At 70.8% G+C, this 18,857-nt stretch carries 12 protein-coding genes; 5 read left to right on the top strand and 7 right to left on the bottom strand.

The features are described from left to right. Positions 1-99 precede the first annotated feature (99 nt). Together lpdA and sucB are read left to right on the top strand one after the other, a co-directional pair. A complete protein-coding gene (gene lpdA, locus DEI81_RS01915) occupies positions 100-1,473 on the top strand; it encodes a dihydrolipoyl dehydrogenase (protein ID WP_111008791.1) in 1,374 nt (457 codons plus the stop codon). Positions 1,474-1,543: 70 nt separating this feature from the next. Next, a complete protein-coding gene (gene sucB, locus DEI81_RS01910; RefSeq protein ID WP_111008790.1) occupies positions 1,544-3,073 on the top strand; it encodes a 2-oxoglutarate dehydrogenase, E2 component, dihydrolipoamide succinyltransferase in 1,530 nt (509 codons plus the stop codon). Between the two features lie 5 nt (positions 3,074-3,078). Here sucB and DEI81_RS01905 read toward each other — a convergent pair whose 3' ends face one another. Next, on the bottom strand, positions 3,079-4,101 hold the full coding sequence (locus DEI81_RS01905; RefSeq protein WP_146243984.1) for a hypothetical protein: 1,023 nt from the start codon (positions 4,099-4,101) through the stop codon (positions 3,079-3,081). Positions 4,102-4,450: 349 nt separating this feature from the next. Here DEI81_RS01905 and DEI81_RS01900 point away from each other — a divergent pair, with 349 nt between their 5' ends. After that, positions 4,451-5,164 (top strand): DUF4191 domain-containing protein, encoded by a 714-nt coding sequence (locus DEI81_RS01900; protein WP_111008788.1) that lies wholly within the window; start codon positions 4,451-4,453, stop codon positions 5,162-5,164. A gap of 172 nt (positions 5,165-5,336) precedes the next feature. On the opposite strand, the gene DEI81_RS01895 is transcribed toward DEI81_RS01900, so the two are convergent. Beyond that, positions 5,337-5,777: an RDD family protein gene (locus DEI81_RS01895; RefSeq protein WP_111008787.1), complete on the bottom strand. Its 441-nt coding sequence runs from the start codon at positions 5,775-5,777 to the stop codon at positions 5,337-5,339. A gap of 138 nt (positions 5,778-5,915) precedes the next feature. Here DEI81_RS01895 and glnA point away from each other — a divergent pair, with 138 nt between their 5' ends. Continuing rightward, positions 5,916-7,340, top strand: a complete 1,425-nt coding sequence (gene glnA / locus DEI81_RS01890; RefSeq protein ID WP_111008786.1) for a type I glutamate--ammonia ligase — start codon at positions 5,916-5,918, stop codon at positions 7,338-7,340. Positions 7,341-7,557: 217 nt separating this feature from the next. On the opposite strand, the gene DEI81_RS01885 is transcribed toward glnA, so the two are convergent. The 5 genes from DEI81_RS01885 to DEI81_RS01865 form a co-directional block, all read right to left on the bottom strand. Continuing rightward, on the bottom strand, positions 7,558-8,991 hold the full coding sequence (locus tag DEI81_RS01885) for a UDP-glucose/GDP-mannose dehydrogenase family protein (RefSeq protein WP_111008785.1): 1,434 nt from the start codon (positions 8,989-8,991) through the stop codon (positions 7,558-7,560). Beyond that, positions 8,988-10,526 (bottom strand): glycoside hydrolase family 26 protein, encoded by a 1,539-nt coding sequence (locus DEI81_RS01880; protein WP_111008784.1) that lies wholly within the window; start codon positions 10,524-10,526, stop codon positions 8,988-8,990. Before DEI81_RS01880 ends, DEI81_RS01885 begins: the two co-directional genes overlap by 4 nt. Next, entirely contained in the window at positions 10,519-12,090 is a 1,572-nt protein-coding gene (locus tag DEI81_RS01875; protein WP_111008783.1) for a glycosyltransferase, read from the bottom strand. Before DEI81_RS01875 ends, DEI81_RS01880 begins: the two co-directional genes overlap by 8 nt. A gap of 564 nt (positions 12,091-12,654) precedes the next feature. Beyond that, positions 12,655-15,618 carry a bifunctional [glutamine synthetase] adenylyltransferase/[glutamine synthetase]-adenylyl-L-tyrosine phosphorylase gene (locus tag DEI81_RS01870; protein WP_111008782.1) on the bottom strand — a complete coding sequence of 988 codons (2,964 nt, stop codon included), beginning with the start codon at positions 15,616-15,618 and terminating at the stop codon, positions 12,655-12,657. A 77-nt stretch (positions 15,619-15,695) separates the two neighbouring features. After that, complete coding sequence (locus tag DEI81_RS01865) at positions 15,696-17,033, bottom strand: glutamine synthetase family protein (protein ID WP_111008781.1); 1,338 nt, start codon at positions 17,031-17,033, stop codon at positions 15,696-15,698. A 38-nt stretch (positions 17,034-17,071) separates the two neighbouring features. Here DEI81_RS01865 and DEI81_RS01860 point away from each other — a divergent pair, with 38 nt between their 5' ends. After that, a complete protein-coding gene (locus DEI81_RS01860; RefSeq protein ID WP_111008959.1) occupies positions 17,072-18,835 on the top strand; it encodes an NAD+ synthase in 1,764 nt (587 codons plus the stop codon). Positions 18,836-18,857 lie beyond the last annotated feature (22 nt).

Genomic DNA, 18,857 nt, shown 5'->3' with positions numbered 1-18,857 from the left:
GCACGGGACCCGAACCAGGGCACCGACCGCCGGGCGCCGCCGCGGCGCGGCGTTCCACGAGGGCCCGATCGGCCCTCTCGCACGAGGGAGTTGCACCAGGTGACGGAAGAGACTTACGACGTCGTGGTCCTCGGTGGCGGCAGCGGCGGGTACGCCGCGGCGCTCCGGGCCGCGGAGCTCGGGATGAGCGTCGCGCTCGTCGAGAAGGACAAGCTCGGCGGGACCTGCCTGCACCGCGGATGCATCCCGACCAAGGCACTGCTCCACGCGGCCGAGATCGCCGACGGCGCCCGTGACGCCGAGCGTTTCGGCGTCAGGGCCCAGCTGCACGGCATCGACGTCCCGAAGGTGATCGAGTACCGCGAAGGTGTCATCACCTCGAAGTACAAGGGCCTGCAGGGGCTGATCAAGGCGCGCGGCATCACCGTGGTCGAGGGCTCCGGTCGACTCACCTCCCCCACCACCGTGCAGGTCGGTGAACGCACCGTGACCGGCAAGAACGTCGTGCTCGCGACCGGTTCCTACTCGCGCAGCCTGCCCGGTCTCGAGATCGGCGGGCGGGTCATCACCTCCGAGACCGCCCTGCAGATGGACTACGTGCCGAACAAGGTGGCCATCCTCGGCGGCGGTGTCATCGGAGTCGAGTTCGCCAGCGTCTGGAAGTCCTTCGGCGCCGACGTCACCATCATCGAGGCGCTGCCGCACCTGGTCCCGAACGAGGACGAGGCGATGTCGAAGCAGCTCGAGCGGGCGTTCCGCAAGCGCGGCATCGGGTTCTCGCTCGGCGTCCGGTTCCAGGGCGTCGAGCAGCACGAGAACGGCGTCGTCGTGACGCTCGAGAACGGCTCCACCGTCGAGGCCGACCTGCTGCTCGTCGCCGTCGGCCGCGGTCCCGTCACGGCCGGGCTCGGCTACGAGGAAACCGGCATCCGGATGGACCGTGGGTACGTGCTCACGGACGACCGGCTCCGCACGAGCGTCCCCGGCGTGTTCGCCGTCGGCGACATCGTCCCCGGCCTGCAGCTCGCGCACCGCGGGTTCCAGCAGGGCATCTTCGTCGCCGAGGAGATCGCGGGGTTGAGTCCCGTCATCATCGAGGACAAGAACATCCCGAAGGTCACCTACTGCGACCCCGAGGTCGCCTCGGTCGGGCTGTCCCAGGCGAAGGCGGAGCAGGAGTACGGCGCCGACAAGATCGACGCGTACGACTACAACCTCGCAGGGAACGGCCGCAGCCACATCATCGGCACGTCCGGCTCGATCAAGGTCGTGCGCGTGGTCGACGGTCCGGTCGTCGGCGTGCACATGATCGGTGCGCGCGTCGGCGAACTCATCGGTGAGGCCCAGCTCGCGGTGAACTGGGAAGCCCACCCCGAGGACGTCGCCCCGCTGGTCCACGCACACCCGACCCAGAACGAGGCGCTCGGCGAGGCGTTCCTGCACCTCGCGGGCAAGCCCCTCCACGCACTGTGACGCTCCGCCGGACCCGGTCGAGCACCACCGCACCACCACACCACCACGCCTTCGAAGAGGAGTCCACCTGATGAGCGAATCCGTCAACCTCCCGGCGCTCGGGGAGAGCGTCACCGAGGGCACGGTGACCCGATGGCTGAAGAACGTGGGCGACCGCGTCGAGGTCGACGAGCCGCTGCTCGAGGTCTCGACCGACAAGGTCGACACGGAGATCCCGTCACCGGTCGCGGGTGTGGTCGAGGAGATCCTCGTCGGCGAGGACGAGACCGTCGAGGTGGGGACGCCGCTGGTCCGCATCGGTGACGGTTCCGACCAGGGCGCGTCCGACGACGCCCCCGCGCAGGATGCCGCGCCCGTCGAGTCGAACGAGCCGGTCGCGCCCGAGAACGAGCAGGCCGCCGACCAGGAGGCCCCGTTCGCCGCCCCGACGGACGAGCAGGACCACGAGGTTCCCGCACCCGTCCCGGCACCGCCGGCGCCGCCCGCCGTCCAGCCGATGCCGGCCGCGCAGGCCGCTCCCGCCGCTCCGCCGGCCGCCGTGCCCGCGCCGCCCGCCGCCGTGCCCGCGCCGCCGGCGCCGGTCCCCGCTCCTCCGGCCGCCGTGCCGTCAGCCCCCGCGGCGGCGCCGCAGTCCCCGGCGACGTCGGCCACGGTCCCGAACCCGACCACGTCAGGCACCTCCGGATACGTCACCCCGCTCGTCCGCAAGCTCGCGAACGAGAAGGGCGTCGACCTCGCCACCGTGACCGGCTCCGGTGTCGGCGGGCGTGTCCGCAAGGAGGACGTCCTCGCAGCCGCCGAGGCCGCTGCCGCAGCGGCAGCCTCCACCGCGTCGACCACGGCTCCGGCTGCGAGCGGGACACCGTTCGTCGCCGAGGTGTCGCCGCTCCGCGGCACCCGCGAGAAGATGACGCGCCTGCGCAAGGTCGTCGCCGAGCGGGCCGTGCAGTCGATGCAGTCCACCGCCCAGCTCACGAGCGTGGTGGAGGTCGACGTGACGAACGTCGCCCGCTTCCGCGACGCGCACAAGGCCGAGTTCCAGCAGAAGACCGGCTCGAAGCTCAGCTTCATGCCGTTCTTCGCCCTGGCCGCCGCCGAAGCCCTCAAGGCCCACCCGAAGCTCAACGCCACGGTGGAGGGCGACGAGATCGTGTACCCGGAGACCGAGAACCTCTCGATCGCGGTGGACACCGAGCGCGGGCTGCTGACCCCGGTCATCCGGGACGCGGCGGAGCTGAGCCTCGCGGAACTGGCCGGCAGCATCGCGGACCTGGCCGCGCGGACGCGCAACAACCAGCTCAAGCCCGACGAGCTCTCCGGAGGCACGTTCACGCTCACGAACACCGGTTCGCGTGGTGCGCTGTTCGACACCCCGGTCGTGTTCCTGCCCCAGTCGGCGATCCTCGGCACGGGCATCGTCGTCAAGAAGCCGGCGGTGATCAGCGTCGACGGTCAGGACGCGATCGCCATCCGATCGACCGTGTTCCTCGCCCTGTCGTACGACCACCGGATCATCGACGGTGCCGACGCCGCGCGGTACCTCGTCGCGGTGAAGAACCGGCTCGAGGCGGGCGACTTCACGGCGCACCTCGGGTACTGACGCGATCACGGCGGCCCCGGTCCTCGCACGAGGACCGGGGCCGCTGTCGTGCCCGCACCGGGCGACACCGGCATCGCGGTCGCCGCACGCGGCCCGCCCGTGAGCACGAGCCCGGTGACGAGCCCGACCACGCCCAAGAGGCCGCCGATCGCCACCCGGAGCGGGAGCCGCCGACCCCCGGGTACCGGCAGACCGGCCGACAACGCGCCGACGATCGTGCCCACGCGGCTCGGGAGCGGCGCGGGCGCGCCGTCGCCGTGGCCCGCGCCGGCACGCACCGCTCCCCCTGCGCCCCACCGCGTCGCTCCCCCATGCACCGCAGCCGGCGAGGCCCTGTCGGTGGCGACCGTGCCCGGGAACGTCGCGTCGTGAGGCCATCGGACCGGGCGAGGCACCGCCGCGGCGACCATCGCCGCGGGCACGCGATCGGTCCAGCCGTCGACGTCGGCGCGCGCCTCGTCGAGTGCGCGCAACACGCGGTCGACTTCGGGCAGACGCGGGTCCGCCCGCTCCCACACGACGCGGCACGCCACGAGCAGGCCGTCCACACCGGCAGGCGCGCGGTGGCGACGTCCCGCCGCCGAGGAACGCATCATGGCGCTCTCCGTGCCGGAACCGGGCAGGTGCGGCGGACCCCCGGATGCGCCGGGGGGCGGCTCGGCGACGACGACCGCCCCCGAGCGGTCCACGAGCACGTCCGACGGTCGTACCGGGCCGAACGGCAGGAGGACCGGGGTGCTGCCCGACACGGCGGCGCGCACGGCGAGGCGGACGAGCGGCAGCCCGAGCGTCACCGCGACACCGACCGTGAGTCCGCCGAGCACGTCGAGCGCGATCGGCAGCGGGAGACCCTCCACCTGACGGACGAACGCCGTCGGGAGGCCGTCCGGACCGGCCGCCAACGCGGAGACGCGGACGAGGTGGCGGTCCTCGTCAACACCTCGCGCTGCCACCCATCCGAGGAAGCCAGCAGCCGCGTCCACGTCGACGCACGGGATCCAGGAGTTGGGCCACCCCTGGTCGTCCACCACGACCGCCTCGGCGACGTCGGTACCCCCGTCCGCTTCGGTACCGTGGCCCCGTCCACGGTCGACGCGCGGGGTACGCCGGTCGGGTCTCCGGGTGATCCGGACCTGCGGTGGCGCGATCCGCCCGTTCCGTCGCCCGTCCCTTCCTCGCAACCATCCGTCCATGCCCGGTAGCATCGCGGTCCCCACGCCGCCACGACCCGCCACGGAATCCACCAGGGGAACGATCGGGCGGCCGGGCACATGTGGACGACGGCTCCCGCGCCCTCCACACGGACCAGGACGGTTCGTTCGCCCGCAGCGCCGACCTCGGGATCACCGGTGTCCGGGCAGGCCGTATCCTGGACGCATGGCACGCACCACGACCCCGGAGCCGACGGCGAAGGAGCCCGGACGTCTCAAGCAGATGTTCCAGGTCTTCCAGATGACGCGGCGCGCCGACCCGACGTCGCTCGGGTGGTTCATCCTCGCGTTCGGCGTTCCCGTGCTCGCGGGCGTCCTGCTGGCGTTCCTGCTGCCGAACCAGACCGTCTTCGCCCAGATCCTCTGGATCGTCGCGGGCGTGCTGCTCGGCGTCCTGTTGTTCCTCATCGTGCTCGGGCGTCTCGCCGAGCGGGCGGCGTACTCGCAGATCGACGGCCAGCCCGGCGCGGTCGGCGCCGTCCTGTCGAACTCCCTCCGCCGCAACTGGCGGTCGAGCGAGATGCCCGTCGCCGTGCATGCCCGGTCGCAGGCCGCGGTCTACCGCGCCGTCGGGACTCCCGGCGTGGTCCTCATCACCGAGGGACGGACGGCGACGCTCTCCCGCCTGGTCGAGGAGGAGCGACGCAAGGTGCACCGCATCGTGCCGAACGTCGCGCTCCACGTGATCGCCGTGGGTGACGGCGAGGACGCTGTCACGCTGCACCGGCTGCCACGGCGGATGAACCGTCTGAAGCGTTCGCTCAACCGCAACGAGGTCGTCGCCGTCGCGAACCGGCTCGACTCGCTGACCCAGAACCCCGCGTCCGCGATCCCGAAGGGCATGGACCCGACGCGCATGCGTGCCGGGCGACCTCGCTGAGCACCCCGGATCACCACGAAGGCCCCGCTCGACTGTGGGGCCTTCGTCGTCTCCGCCCTCCGCTCGCGCGGCGAAACGTCGGCGCCCTCCGCTCCCGGGGCGAAACGTCGGCCCCCTCCGCTCCCGGGGGCGGAACTCGCGTGTCCGCCTCGTCCCCTGAGGGCGCGCTCGGCTATCGGCGGACGAGCACGGTGCCCGGGATCCGGTCGTGCAACCCACGCTGATCCCGGTCGAAGATGAACGCGGGGATCACGATGCACAGCAGGACCGTGCGGACCACCGGCCGAACCACGCCGATGTACCCGGGTCGAACAGGTACGACCCGCAGCCCCACGCACAGGTGACCGAAGCTGCCGCTGAGCACGGCGATGAAGACGATCTGCAGCACGGCGAAGATCCCGAGGACCCACCAGCCCTCGGCGACGTCGCGGCCGGACGGGTAGACGTGGAGCGCCACGGCGACCAGGTCCGCCAGGACACCGTCGATCGCGAGGGCAGCGATCCGACGACCGAGCCGAGCGACGCTCCGGGACCCTTCAGCCGGGAGCCCGAGGTCCTTCCCGGGCCAGGTGTCCGACGAGGCGGCGGGGGCTGAGTAGGTCGGACCGGGCATACCACCCAGGGTACTGGGCCGACCGCCACGTAACATGCCGGAAACAATGCAGTCACGTCGGGGAAATGCCGGGTCAATAGCCTCGACGGAGGTAGCCTCCTGGCCCCCGCCATCACCAACCATTGGAGAACGACTCACATGTTCAGTGATTCCTCCGAGGTGCTCGCGTTCATCAAGGACACGGATGTCAAGTTCCTCGACATCCGCTTCACGGATCTGCCCGGTGTCCAGCAGCACTTCAACATCCCCGCCTCCACGGTCGACGAGGACTTCTTCGCCGTCGGGCAGCTCTTCGACGGTTCGTCGATCCGCGGGTTCGCCTCGATCCACGAGTCGGACATGCAGCTCATCCCCGACGTGACGACGGCCTACATCGACCCGTTCCGGGCCGAGCGGACGCTGATCATGGTCTTCGACATCTACAACCCGCGGAACGGCGAGATCTACGCCCGTGACCCGCGTCAGGTCGCCAAGAAGGCGGAGAAGTACCTCGCGTCCACGGGCATCGCGGACACCGCGTTCTTCGCCCCCGAGGCCGAGTTCTACATCTTCGACGACGTCCGCTACGAGGTGAAGCAGAACAGCAGCTTCTACGAGGTGGACAGCGAAGAGGGCGCCTGGAACAGCGGTCGTCGCGAAGAGGGCGGGAACCTCGCGAACAAGACCGCGTACAAGGGCGGGTACTTCCCGGTGTCGCCGGTCGACAAGACCGCCGACCTGCGTGACGACATCTCGCTCAAGCTCATCGACTCGGGCCTCGTGCTCGAGCGCGCCCACCACGAGGTCGGCACGGGCGGGCAGCAGGAGATCAACTACCGCTTCGACACGATGGTGCACGCGGCCGACGACATCCTCAAGTTCAAGTACATCGTCAAGAACACCGCGGAGCAGTGGGGCAAGGTCGCGACCTTCATGCCGAAGCCGCTGTTCGGCGACAACGGCTCGGGCATGCACACGCACCAGTCGCTGTGGAGCGACGGCTCGCCGCTGTTCTACGACGAGAACGGCTACGGGGGTCTGTCGGACATCGCCCGCTGGTACATCGGCGGCCTGCTCAAGCACGCCCCGGCGGTCCTGGCCTTCACGAACCCGACGATCAACTCGTACCACCGGCTCATCCCGGGCTTCGAGGCCCCCGTCAACCTCGTCTACTCGGCGGGCAACCGGTCGGCGTCCATCCGCATCCCGATCACGGGCACGAACCCGAAGGCGAAGCGCATCGAGTTCCGTGCACCGGATGCCTCGGGAAACCCCTACCTCGCGTTCGCCGCGCAGATGATGGCCGGGCTCGACGGCATCCAGAACCGCATCGAGCCGCACGAGCCGGTCGACAAGGACCTCTACGAGCTCCCGCCCGAGGAAGCCAAGGGCATCCCGCAGGTGCCGTCGTCGCTCCAGGAGGCCCTCGCCGCGCTCGAGGCCGACCACGAGTTCCTCACGAAGGGCAACGTCTTCACCGAGGACCTCATCCGCACCTGGATCGACTACAAGTACGAGAAGGAGATCCTCCCGTACGCGCAGCGCCCGCACCCGTTCGAGTACGAGATGTACTTCGGCGTCTGAGTCGCAGCCGCTCGCGAGAGGCCCGCACCCGCCAGGGTGCGGGCCTCTCGTCGTCTCGTCACCGCGGAGGACGGCCGGGAGGCACGGATTGGGAGGCACGGGCCGGGCCGCCCGCGAGCGTCACCGCAGCGCGCGACGCGGGACGGACCTCCGGCCGTGTGCGGGAACGGCGAAGGGCCCGTGTCCGCCGACACGGGCCCTCCGGTTCCCCGCGGGGCTAGCGACTCGTGGCCATCAAGTCGTTCGTCCCGGCGGCGATGCTCACGGGTGCACCCGCGACCGAGGCGGTCCGGCCCAGGGATCGGACGGACCACCCCGCCTTGACCCAGTCGGTGACCGGGATGCAGTTGCGCGCGTCGATCACGATCGCGCGACCGACGAGCGCACGGAGGCTCGACGGGTCGGCCTGCACGATGTCGTCCCACTCGGTGAGGACGAGCACCATGTCGGCACCCTCGACCGCGGCCTCCATGCTCTCCGCGTAGGTGAGCGTCGGGAAGCTGCGCTTGGCGGTCTCCATGGCCTCCGGGTCCCAGAGCGAGACCTGCGCGCCGCGGAGATGCAGGGCCGCGGCGACGTTGAGCGCCGGGGAGTCGCGTACGTCGTCGGTGAGCGGCTTGAACGCGGCGCCGATGACGGCGATGCGCCGGTTGAGCACCGAGCCCTGGGCCGCCTCGATCGCCATGTCGATGACGCGCTGGCGCTGGCCCATGTTGATCTCGTCGACCTGCTGCATGAGGCCGACCACCCGGTTCGCGCCGAGTTCGGACGAGCGGTGCATGAGCGCACGGATGTCCTTCGGCAGGCAGCCACCGCCGAAGCCGAGGCCCGCGTTCAGGAACTTGCGACCGATGCGCACGTCGTGCCCGAGGGCGTCGGCGAGCGTCGTGACGTCCGCGCCGGCGATGTCGCACAGCTCCGAGATCGCGTTGATGAACGAGATCTTCGTGGCGAGGAACGCGTTCGCGCTCACCTTGACGAGCTCGGCGGTCGGCAGGTCCGTCGCGATGACGGGCGTGCCCTCGGCGATCGGTGCGGCGTAGACCTCGCGGATGACGGCGTCCGCCGCCGCGGAGGCACCGCCCCAGACCAGGCGGTCCGGGTGCAGCGTGTCCTCGACCGCCTTGCCCTCGCGGAGGAACTCGGGGTTCCAGATGAGCTCGACGTCGATGCCGGCGGGCGAGAACTCGGCGACGAGGGAGCGCAGCCGTGCCGCCGTACCGACCGGGACCGTCGACTTGCCCACGATGAGGCCCGGGTGCGTCAGGTGCTCCGCGACGGACCGGGTGGCACTCTCGACGTAGCTGAGGTTCGCCGCGTGGCTACCCGCTCGCTGGGGCGTGCCGACGCAGATGAAGTGCACATCGCTCGACGCGACCGCCTCGGCGAGGTCCGCCGTGAAGCGGAGCTTGCCGCTCGCGACGTGCTTGGTGATGAGTTCGGGGAGCCCGGGCTCGTAGAACGGGACCTCGCCCGCGGCGAGGGCCGCGAGCTTCGACGGGTCGACGTCCACGCCGATGGTGTCGAACCCCATCTCGGCCATGGCCGCGGCGTGCGTCGCACCGAGGTACCCGGTCCCGATGACGCTGATCCGGGGCGCCGGGCGGGTGTCGAGCCCGGTGGCGGCGTGCTCGCTGTTGCTGTTCGTCACTTGCTGACCTCCTGCAGGTCGTAGTCGATGTCGGTGCGTGCGATGCCCGCCGTGAACGCGGCGAGGCTGTCGGAGCGCGAGTCGATGCGCCAGTCGTTGGTGCTGCGGACGCCGTCCGCGATCGTCGTCGCGGTCTCGTCGAAGTACGAGAACCCGATGATGTCCTTGTTCTGCGGTTCGGCCAGGGCGTCGAAGAGCGACGTGATCCACGCGGCCTTCTGGCTCGGTGCGTTGGCCGAGCCGATGCTGCCGCCGGTCTCGGTCGCGCCGATCTCGGCGAGCAGGATCTTCTTGTCGGGCGCGATCTGCCGGAGCTGCTGGAGCGTCGCACCGAACGTGGTGTCGAACGTCGGGTCAGAGCTCGCGGAGCGGTAGTACCCACTCATGCCGACCCAGTCGACGTACTGCGTGCCCGGGTACAGCGACGTGGTGTAGTCGATCGTGCGGTGGTTCCACGCCGTGGTGCTCTCGGTCGGGAGCACGTCGACGCGGGACGGCGCCCAGACCCAGATGGCATCGGCGTTCGCTCCCGTGGCCTGGAAGATCTTCCACACATGCCGCCACGCCTCGACGTACTGACCCCGGGTGTTCCCGTTCACGCCCTCGGACCAGGGGTACCAGTTGCCGTTCATCTCGTGGTCGAACCGGATCGCGACCGGCTGACCGTTGGCCTTGACCGCTTCGGCGTACTTCGTGATGTACGCGTCGAAGTCACCCTTGATGATCTTCGACAGGCTGTACGCGGACTGGTCCGGCGCGTTGTTGCCGGCGGCGTTCGGCTGCGACTCCCACGTGAGCATCGGGAGCCGGCCGTTCGCCCACGAGCGCTGCACCGCGTCGGCTCGGAAGTCCTGGTCGAAGCCCTGGAAGTACCCCGCCATGTTCGGCGCGGTCCCGATCTTGGTGGCGGTGTCGTCGTACGTCGCCCAGTTGAAGGGCGACTGGTCCGTGTACAGGCCGAACCAGCGGGACGTCTGCGCGAGGACCTCGGCCTTCGTCGGGGCCGCGACGGCCGCCGTCGAGGTCGACGACGCCTTGGCCGGGTTCCCGGCGGCCGCGGGGGCGGCACCGGACCCGCCGGACCCGTTGGAGGCGCTGGCGGAACCGGACCCGCCCGACGTCGATCCGGACGCGGTCGTGGTCCCACCGGACGCCGCCGACTCGGCCGTGCCGAGCTTGGCGTACGCGGTCTTGAGCTGCGCCTGCAAGGAGGCGAGACGTTCGGCGCGAGAGGCGCCGGAGGCGTTCGCGGACTGGAGCTGCCCCTCGAGCTTCCAGATGCGGTGCTGCGCGGCGGTGAGCTTCGCCTGCAGCTTCGCCGCGTCGGCCGTGGCGTCCGCGGTCTTCTGGGCCTGGGTCTTCACGCCCAGCGCGTGGTGCACGGCGGTGCTGACCACGTTGCCGGGCGAGATCCAGACGGCCCACGTGATGAGTGCGAGGGCGACGACGATGGCGGTGGTCCCGACGGCGGTGCGCTTGGCGTGCTTGCTCGACGGGGCCCACCAGCTTCCGGAGTGGCGGATGGATTCAGACAATGGTGAGTGCCTCCAGGGCGAAGATCGCGACACCGATGAGGTACGGGATCACCGCGTAGGGGTTGACGCGCTTGGCGGGCGTCGCCGCCGCCTTGCGCGAGATGCGGGCGTCCCGGACGGTGTCCCGACGCGTCGCGAGGACGGTGGTGGTGGAGGTGCTGGTGGCGTCGGCGCCGGTCGAGGAGCCGAGTTGGAACATCTGCTCGAACTCTCGGTCGACGTCCTCGGAGCGGACCTCGTCGATCCGGTCGATGGGGCTGACGGGCGGGGTGCTGTCGTGGCCGGGGACGGGTACGGCGGGCTCGGTCTCCATCGGTCCGCCTGCGTACGCACCGGCGCGGGTACCCCAGCCCGAGGCGTGCGCGAGGCGGAAGAACCCGAGCAGCCGGATCGGCATGAGGAAGAACGTCGAGACGATGATGAACATCGGCAGGCGGACGAAGTCGGACGGCTTCTCGGCGAGGTGCCGCATCTGCCGGATCGCCATGCTGAGCACGCTCGAGACGACCATGAGCGCGGCGACGTAGACGAAGCCGGTCGAGAACCCGTACTGGTGCAGGATGCCCTGGTAGAGGTTCTGGCCCTGACCGGTGAACGCGCGGTACACCCAGCCGGCGATGACACCGAAGAGCATGAACGGCAGGATGATGTCGGTCACGAAGAACAGCGCGAGGATCGGGGCGTGGCCGATCATCCACGGGAGCATCCGCAGCGTGTTGTACTGCGAACCACGCGCCCAGCGGAGCTGCTGCTTGAACAGCTTCTTCACCTTGAGCGGCGCGTCCGTGTACACGAGTGACGTGTACTGGTAGACGGTCCGGTAGCCCTCCTTGAGCGTGAGGTTCGTGAGCGTCCGGTCGTCGGACACCTCGAGGAACACGCCCATGAACTTCTCGGTCATGAACTTCTCCATGACGCGCATGAGGATGCTGCGGCGGAACGCGATCGTCCGGCCCGGGAGGCACCCGATCTGCCCGAGCACGCTCTGCGCCGGCATCGAGTAGAGGGCTCGGGAGTTCTCGAGCCAGTCCGCCCAGCGGGTGATCCAGCTGCGCTCGGGTTCGAGGATGCGCTGGCGCGTCGTGACGCCGCCCACGGACTCGTCGGCGAACGGCTTGACGAGTTCGTCGAGCGTGCCGGGGGTCCAGACGGTGTCCGAGTCGACGAGGATCGTGATGTCACCGCGCGAGAGCTCGGTTCCGATCTTGACGGCGTTGCGCTTGCCCGGGATCGGGGTGTGCGTCCAGGTCACGAGGGGGGCGAATTCCTCGCAGACCTGCACGAGCCCCGCGTTGGGCGCGCCGTTGATGACGACGATGATCTCGCCCGGACGCTGCTCGACCATGCGGCCGATGACGTCACGGAAGAGGTCGAGTGGCTCGTCGACGACGGGGACGACGACGCTCGTCGTCCCCGTGAACGTGCCCGTGTACGGCCGGTACCGGGCGGAGATCACCACCTTGGCGATCCAGAGGAGCCAGATGATCGCCGAGTACACGGTGAACAAGTAGAACTCCGGGTGTCCATCGACCATCTGGCGGATTTGGAGGATGAAAGTGAACATCGATCCCTGCTTCGGCGTTCGAGGTGGGATTCCGCGCCATCGGGGAACCAGGGTCAGTTCGGGTGCTTCATTTGTGACAGAGCCTGCCGGAGTCCACAACGCGGCCCCCGTCCGGGGGTGTTACACGTGCGTTACGGGGTACATCGGGGTCGGTCGTTCGCCCTACCCGACATGTCCGCCGTCCGCCCGACAGCAGGAAGGGGGACCGACGGTTCCGCATCGAGCCGATGTTCCAGCGCCGGAAGGGCCGTTCGCCGCTTCGGTCGGTCTCGCGTGATCACCTGGTCACAGCGCGTTTTCGTGCTTGACAGGTGTCGTCCGGGGGCCGGACCGGGAGCACTGCGTCGAACCGAGCGCGACGCCGGGCCGGAGCCGCGCAGTCCCTGAGCGCCGGGGTACACCGTTCCCAGGTCGGGGGACGATCCGCGCCAACACGAAATCACCCGTGATCGTCGGGCGCATCACCCGCGAGATCTGCATCTCGGGCGTGTCGGGCGCAGATCCGAGTGGTCTGCCGGCCCGGGAGCACCGACCCTCGCCCGGCGGCTCTCGTCCGCAGGAATGTCAGCCCTCGACGGGGCTCCGGTCCGGTCCTCCGTAGAACTCGCGCTCGAACACCTGCCGAGCGCGGCGCGTCGTCGCGAGGTAGTCCTCCTCGAGCTGCGACGCCGACCCGTGCGGGTACCCGAGCAACCGTGCGACGCCCTCGAGCTGGGCTCGCTCGACGGGGAGCACGTCGGTCGTGCGGCCCGTCCAGAGCACCAGCGCGCTGCGGGCCCGCGATGCCAGGAGCCACGCGTCGGCCAGGCGCTCGGCGTCGTCCCTCGTGACCAGCCCGGCGCGCTCGGCGGCGCGCAGTGCCCGCAGGGTCGACGTCGTCCGGAGCCCGGGGATCGCGAGTGCGTGCCGGAGCTGGAGGAGCTGTACGAACCACTCGACGTCGCTGAGTGATCCCCGCCCGAGCTTGAGGTGCCGAGCGGGGTCCGCGCCGCGAGGCAGCCGCTCCGACTCCACGCGCGCCTTGATGCGCTTGACCTCGCGGACCTCGCGGTCGTCGAGGTGTTCCGGGTACCGCGTCAGGTCGGCCAGGTGCTCGAAGTTCCGGAGCAGTGCGTCGTCGCCGACCGCACCGCGGGCGCGGAGGAGCGCCTGCGCCTCCCAGGTCAGGGACCAGCGGGCGTAGTACGCGGCGTACGACTCGAGCGTCCGGACGACCGGGCCGTTCACACCCTCGGGCCGCAGTCCGATGTCGAGGTCGAAGGGGAACAGGGCGTCCTCGGTGCAGGTCCCGAGGCGCGTCACGATGCGGCGGGCGGCACGTGCGGCGGCCTCGCGGTCCCAGCCGTCCGCGCGGTACACGTACAGGACGTCGGCGTCGGAGCCGAAGCCGAGTTCGCGGCCGCCGAACCGGCCCATCGCCACGATGCCGAACTCGAGCCCCGGCGCGGTCCCCCGGCGCGCGAGCTCGAGCGCGCCCGTGAGCATGGCCTCGGACACGTCCGTCAGCGCCTCACCGAGTTCCTCGACCCGGATCCGCCCGATGACCGCGGCCATGCCGAGCCGGAGCGTCTCGCGCCGACGGGCAGCGCGGAGGACCGCGGCGGCGCCCACGTCGTCCGTCGCGTGGCGCGCGACGGTCGCCTCGGCCTCGGCGACGAGCGCGGCACGTGGACGCGGTCGCAGGAGCTCGTCGGGGTCGTCGAGCCACCGTGCCGCCTCGGGCGTCCGCTCGAGCAGACCGGCCAGGAACGCGGACTCCGACAGCACGACGGTGAGGCTGTAGGCGGCGCCGTCCGAGTCACGGAGCATGCGGAGGAACCAGTTCGACTCCCCCAGCGCGTCGCTGAGCCGTCGGAACGCGAGCAGGGCGCGGTCCGGTGCCGGACCCTCGGCCATCCACCGCAGGAGGACCGGGAGGAGCGTGCGCTGGATCGTCGCCCGTCGCGACACCCCCTGCGTGAGCGCGCGGATGTGCTCGAACGCGCCGTCCGGGTCCACGAACCCGATCGCCGCGAGGCGCTGCCGCACCTGGTCGCTCGTGAGCACGATGCCGTCCGCCGACGTCGCGGCGACCGCCGACAGCAGCGGTCGGTAGAACAGCCGCTCGTGCAGGCCGCGGACCTCGCGCTTGACCGAGCGCCACCGGGTGAGCAGCTGCTCGGCGCTCGTCGCGACCCCGGTCGACCGCGCCAACACGCGCAGGTCGGACTCGTCGGCGGGCATGAGGTGCGTGCGACGCAGCCCCCGGAGCTGGATGCGGTGCTCGAGGACCCGGAGGAACGCGTAGTCCGGCCCGAACCGCGCCGCCTCGGGACGCCCGACGTACCCGGCATCGGTGAGGGCCGCCATCGCATCGAGCGTCGCACGCTGCCGGACGGTCGGGTCCGTGCGACCGTGCACGAGCTGGAGGAGCTGCACCGTGAACTCGACGTCGCGCAGCCCACCCGGTCCGAGCTTGATCTGCCGGTCCACCTGGTCGCCCGGGATCGCCGCCGTGACGCGTTCGCGCATCCGCTGCACGGACTCCACGAAGCCGGGCCGGTCGGACGACTCCCACACGAACGGCGCGACCGCCGCGACGTACCGCTCGCCGAGGTCGCGCGAACCGGCGATCGGCCGCGCCTTGAGCAGTGCCTGGAACTCCCACTCGCGGGCCCACCGGGCGTAGTACGCCACGTGCGAGTCGAGCGTCCGCACGAGCGCGCCGTCCTTGCCCTCGGGGCGGAGGTTCGCGTCGACCTCCCAGAGGGGCGGTTCCGCTGCGAGATCCGTGATGACGTGCGTCGCGGCGATCGCGATGCGCGTCGCGATGAGGACCGCGCGGTCGGTGCCGACGCCCTCGGTGGGCTCGGTGACGAAGATGACGTCGACGTCGCTGACGTAGTTGAGCTCGCGGGCGCCGGCCTTGCCCATGCCGATCACGGCGAGCGGAGTCGCGGCGACGTCGCCCTCCGGGAACGGGACCTCGCGCCGGGCGATCGCGACGGCGACGTCGAGGGCGGCGCCAGCGAGGTCGGCGAGTCCCGCGGCGACGGCCGGGAACGCCTCGGTCGCGTCCGGGTGCATGACGTCGTGGAGCGCGATGCGGGCCAGGAGGCTGCGGTAGCGCACCCGGAGCCGGACCCGGGCGTCCTCGCCGACCGCGCCGTCGACCGCCCGCTCGAGCGCCTGCCGGTAGGTGTCGGCGTCGTCCGGCGGTGCGACGGGGTCGAGCAGCAGGGCGAGCTCCCCGGGCCGACGGACGAGGAACTCCGCCAGCCCCGCCGACGCCCCGACGAGGCGGATGAGGCGCTCGGTGGCTGCTCGGTCGGCGAGCACGGGGGCGACGGCCTCCGGCGCGGCGTCGAGCAGCCGCTCGACCGCGAGCAGTGCGCCGTCGGGGTCGGCCGTGGCCCCCCAGGTCGACGCGGCCTCGGCGACGGGAACCCGACGGCCGAGGGCCGCGATCCGCTCCTGCGCCGTCCCGAGGTCCGCGAACCCGAGGCGCGCCAACACGCTCCGCGACGTCGTCGTCGTCGTGTCGCTCATGCGGTTCCTGGTCCTGCTCGGCGGTGGTTCCGGGCCCGGAGCACCGTGCGCTCGGACCCGCTCGTGGTCCGGTCCGGCTAGAGCCGCTCGAGGTTCGTCTCGAGCTCGAACGGCGTCACCTGGTCGCGGTAGGCCTTCCACTCCTGCCGCTTGTTGAGCAGCACGAAGTTGAACACCTGCTCGCCGAGTGTCTCGGCGACGAGCTCCGAGTCCTCCATGAGGCTGAGCGCGTGGTCGAGGCTCGCCGGCAACTGGTTGTAGCCGAGCGCACGGCGCTCCGCGTCGGTGAGGCTCCACACGTTGTCCTCGGCCTCCGCGGGGAGCTCGTAGCCCTCCTCGATGCCCTTGAGCCCCGCGGCGAGGAGCAGCGAGAACGCGAGGTAGGGGTTGGCGGCGGAGTCCATCGCCCGGTACTCGACCCGGCTCGACTGCCCCTTGTTCGGCTTGTACAGGGGCACGCGGACGAGGGCCGAGCGGTTGTTGTGCCCCCACGTCACGAAGGACGGAGCCTCGTCACCGCCCCAGAGGCGCTTGTACGAGTTGACGAACTGGTTCGTGACAGCGGTGATCTCGGGCGCGTGTCGGAGCAGCCCCGCGATGAACTGACGGCCCATCGTCGACAGCTGGTACTCGCCACCGGGCTCGTAGAAGGCGTTCTGGTCGCCCTCGAACAGCGACACGTGCGTGTGCATGCCGGAACCCGGCCGACCCGACAGCGGCTTCGGCATGAACGTGGCGTAGACGCCCTGCTCGATCGCGACCTCTTTCACGACGGTGCGGAAGGTCATGATGTTGTCGGCGGTCGTCAGGGCGTCCGCGTAGCGGAGGTCGATCTCGTTCTGGCCCGGGCCGGCCTCGTGGTGGGAGAACTCCACCGAGATGCCGAGGTCCTCGAGCATGCGCACCGAACGACGCCGGAAGTCGTGGGCACTGCCGCCGGGCACGTTGTCGAAGTACCCGGCCTGGTCGACGGGCTCCGGACGGCCGTCGGTGAGCGCCAGGCTCTTGAGCAGGTAGAACTCGACCTCGGGGTGCGTGTAGAAGGTGAAGCCGCGCTCGCCGGCACGTGCGAGCGTGCGCTTGAGGACGTTGCGCGGATCGGCCACCGCGGGCTGCCCGTCCGGGGTCGTGATGTCACAGAACATGCGGGCGGTCGGGTCGACCTCGCCGCGCCAGGGCAGGATCTGGAACGTCGAGGGGTCCGGGTGCGCGAGCACGTCGGCCTCGTACGAGCGGGTGAGGCCCTCGATCGCGGAGCCGTCGAACCCGATCCCCTCGGCGAACGCGCCCTCGACCTCGGCGGGGGCGATCGCGACGGACTTGAGCGTGCCGATGACGTCGGTGAACCAGAGTCGGATGAACTTGATGCCGCGCTCCTCGATGGTGCGGAGCACGAAGTCCGTCTGCTTGTCCATGCACGCCCTTTCTGATGGTCGTCACTAGGGTAGTGGCCATGCCCCGACTCCGCTTGGCGCTCGCACAGACCAACCCGGTCGTCGGGGCGTTCGAGCACAACGCGGCAGGCATCATCACGGCCACGCGATCGGCCGCCGAGCAGGGCGCGGACCTCGTCGCCTTCGGCGAGATGGCGATCTCCGGGTACCCCATCGAGGACCTCGCCTCGCGCCCGTCGTTCCTCCGCGCCGCACGGGAGGCCGTGGAGACCCTCGCACGCCGGCTCGCCGACCAGGGCCTCGGGGACGTCGCCGTCGTCGTCGGCCACCCGGACGGCCCGTTCGAGCCCCGCTCGGTGGACGTCACCACCGCGCCGAGCGCCATCGCCCAGAACTGCGCGAGCGTGCTCCAGCACGGGCGGGTCATCGCCACGACCGCCAAGTACCACCTGCCGAACTACTCGGTGTTCGACGAGTACCGGGTGTTCATCCCGGGCGACGACCTGCTCGTCGCGCGCATCGCCGACGTCGACGTCGCGATCATCATCTGCGAGGACCTGTGGCGCGAGGGCGGTCCGGTCGCCCGGGTGCTCGCCGCCGACGCAGGCTTGCTCCTCGTCGTCAACGCCTCGCCGTGGATCGCGGACAAGGACGAGGTCCGCCTCCCGCTCGTCACCCGGCGGGCCACGGAGTCCGACACGATCGTCGCCTACGTCAACATCGTGGGCGGCCAGGACGACCTGGTCTTCGACGGGGACAGCCTCGTCGTCGACGAAGCGGGGACGGTCCTCGCCCGCGCCCCGCAGTTCCGGGAGCACCTGCTCCTCGTCGACCTCGACCCCGCGCCGGCGACCGACCCGGTCGTGACCGAGGACGTCCACCGGGTCCTCCTCGACACCCCGGACACCACCCCCGGGAGCATCGCGCTGGACGGCCAACGCCCGGCACTCCCCCGCGACGTCGCCGAACCCCGTGACGACCTCGAGGAGATCTGGAACGCGCTCGTCCTCGGCACACGCGACTACGTCGAGAAGAACGGCTTCCGTTCGGTCGTCCTCGGCCTGTCCGGTGGGATCGACTCGGCGGTGTGCGCGGCGATCGCGGTCGACGCCCTCGGCCCCGACCGCGTGTACGGCGTCTCGATGCCGTCCCAGTGGTCGTCGCAGCACTCCCGCTCGGACGCCGACGACGTCGCCGAACGCCTCGGCCTGCACTACCGGACCGAGGCGATCGCCGACCTCGTACGCCCCTTCGAGGACCAGCTCCACCTGACCGGGCTCGCCGCCGAGAACATCCAGGCCCGCGCCCGGGCGCTCGTGCTCATGGGGCTGTCGAACCTCGACGGTCACCTGGTGCTCACGACCGGGAACAAGACCGAGCTGTCGGTCGGGTACTCCACCATCTACGGTGACTCGGTCGGCGGCTTCGCACCGATCAAGGACGTCCCCAAGACCCTCGTGTGGGAACTCGCCACGTGGCGCAACCGGTTCGCCGCGGCACGGGGCGAGACCGAGCCGATCCCCGAGAACTCGATCACCAAACCGCCATCCGCCGAGCTCCGTCCCGACCAGAAGGACGAGGACTCGCTCCCGCCGTACGAGGTGCTCGACAGCATCCTGGACGGGTACATCACCCGGGCCCTGGGTGCCGCCGACATCGTGGCGGAGGGTCACGACCCCGACACGGTGGCCGAGGTGACCCGGCTGGTCGACCGCTCCGAGTGGAAGCGCCGGCAGGGTGCCATCGGCCCGAAGATCTCGGGCATGGCGTTCGGACGCGACCGTCGTCTGCCGATCACGTACCGGCCGCAGCAGTACCGCTGAGGCCGGGCCTCCCGGCCGGATG

The sequence above is a fragment of the Curtobacterium sp. MCBD17_013 genome, from assembly GCF_003234565.1.
Classification (GTDB): Bacteria; Actinomycetota; Actinomycetes; order Actinomycetales; family Microbacteriaceae; genus Curtobacterium.
This window is presented reverse-complemented; position numbering and strand designations above follow the sequence as displayed.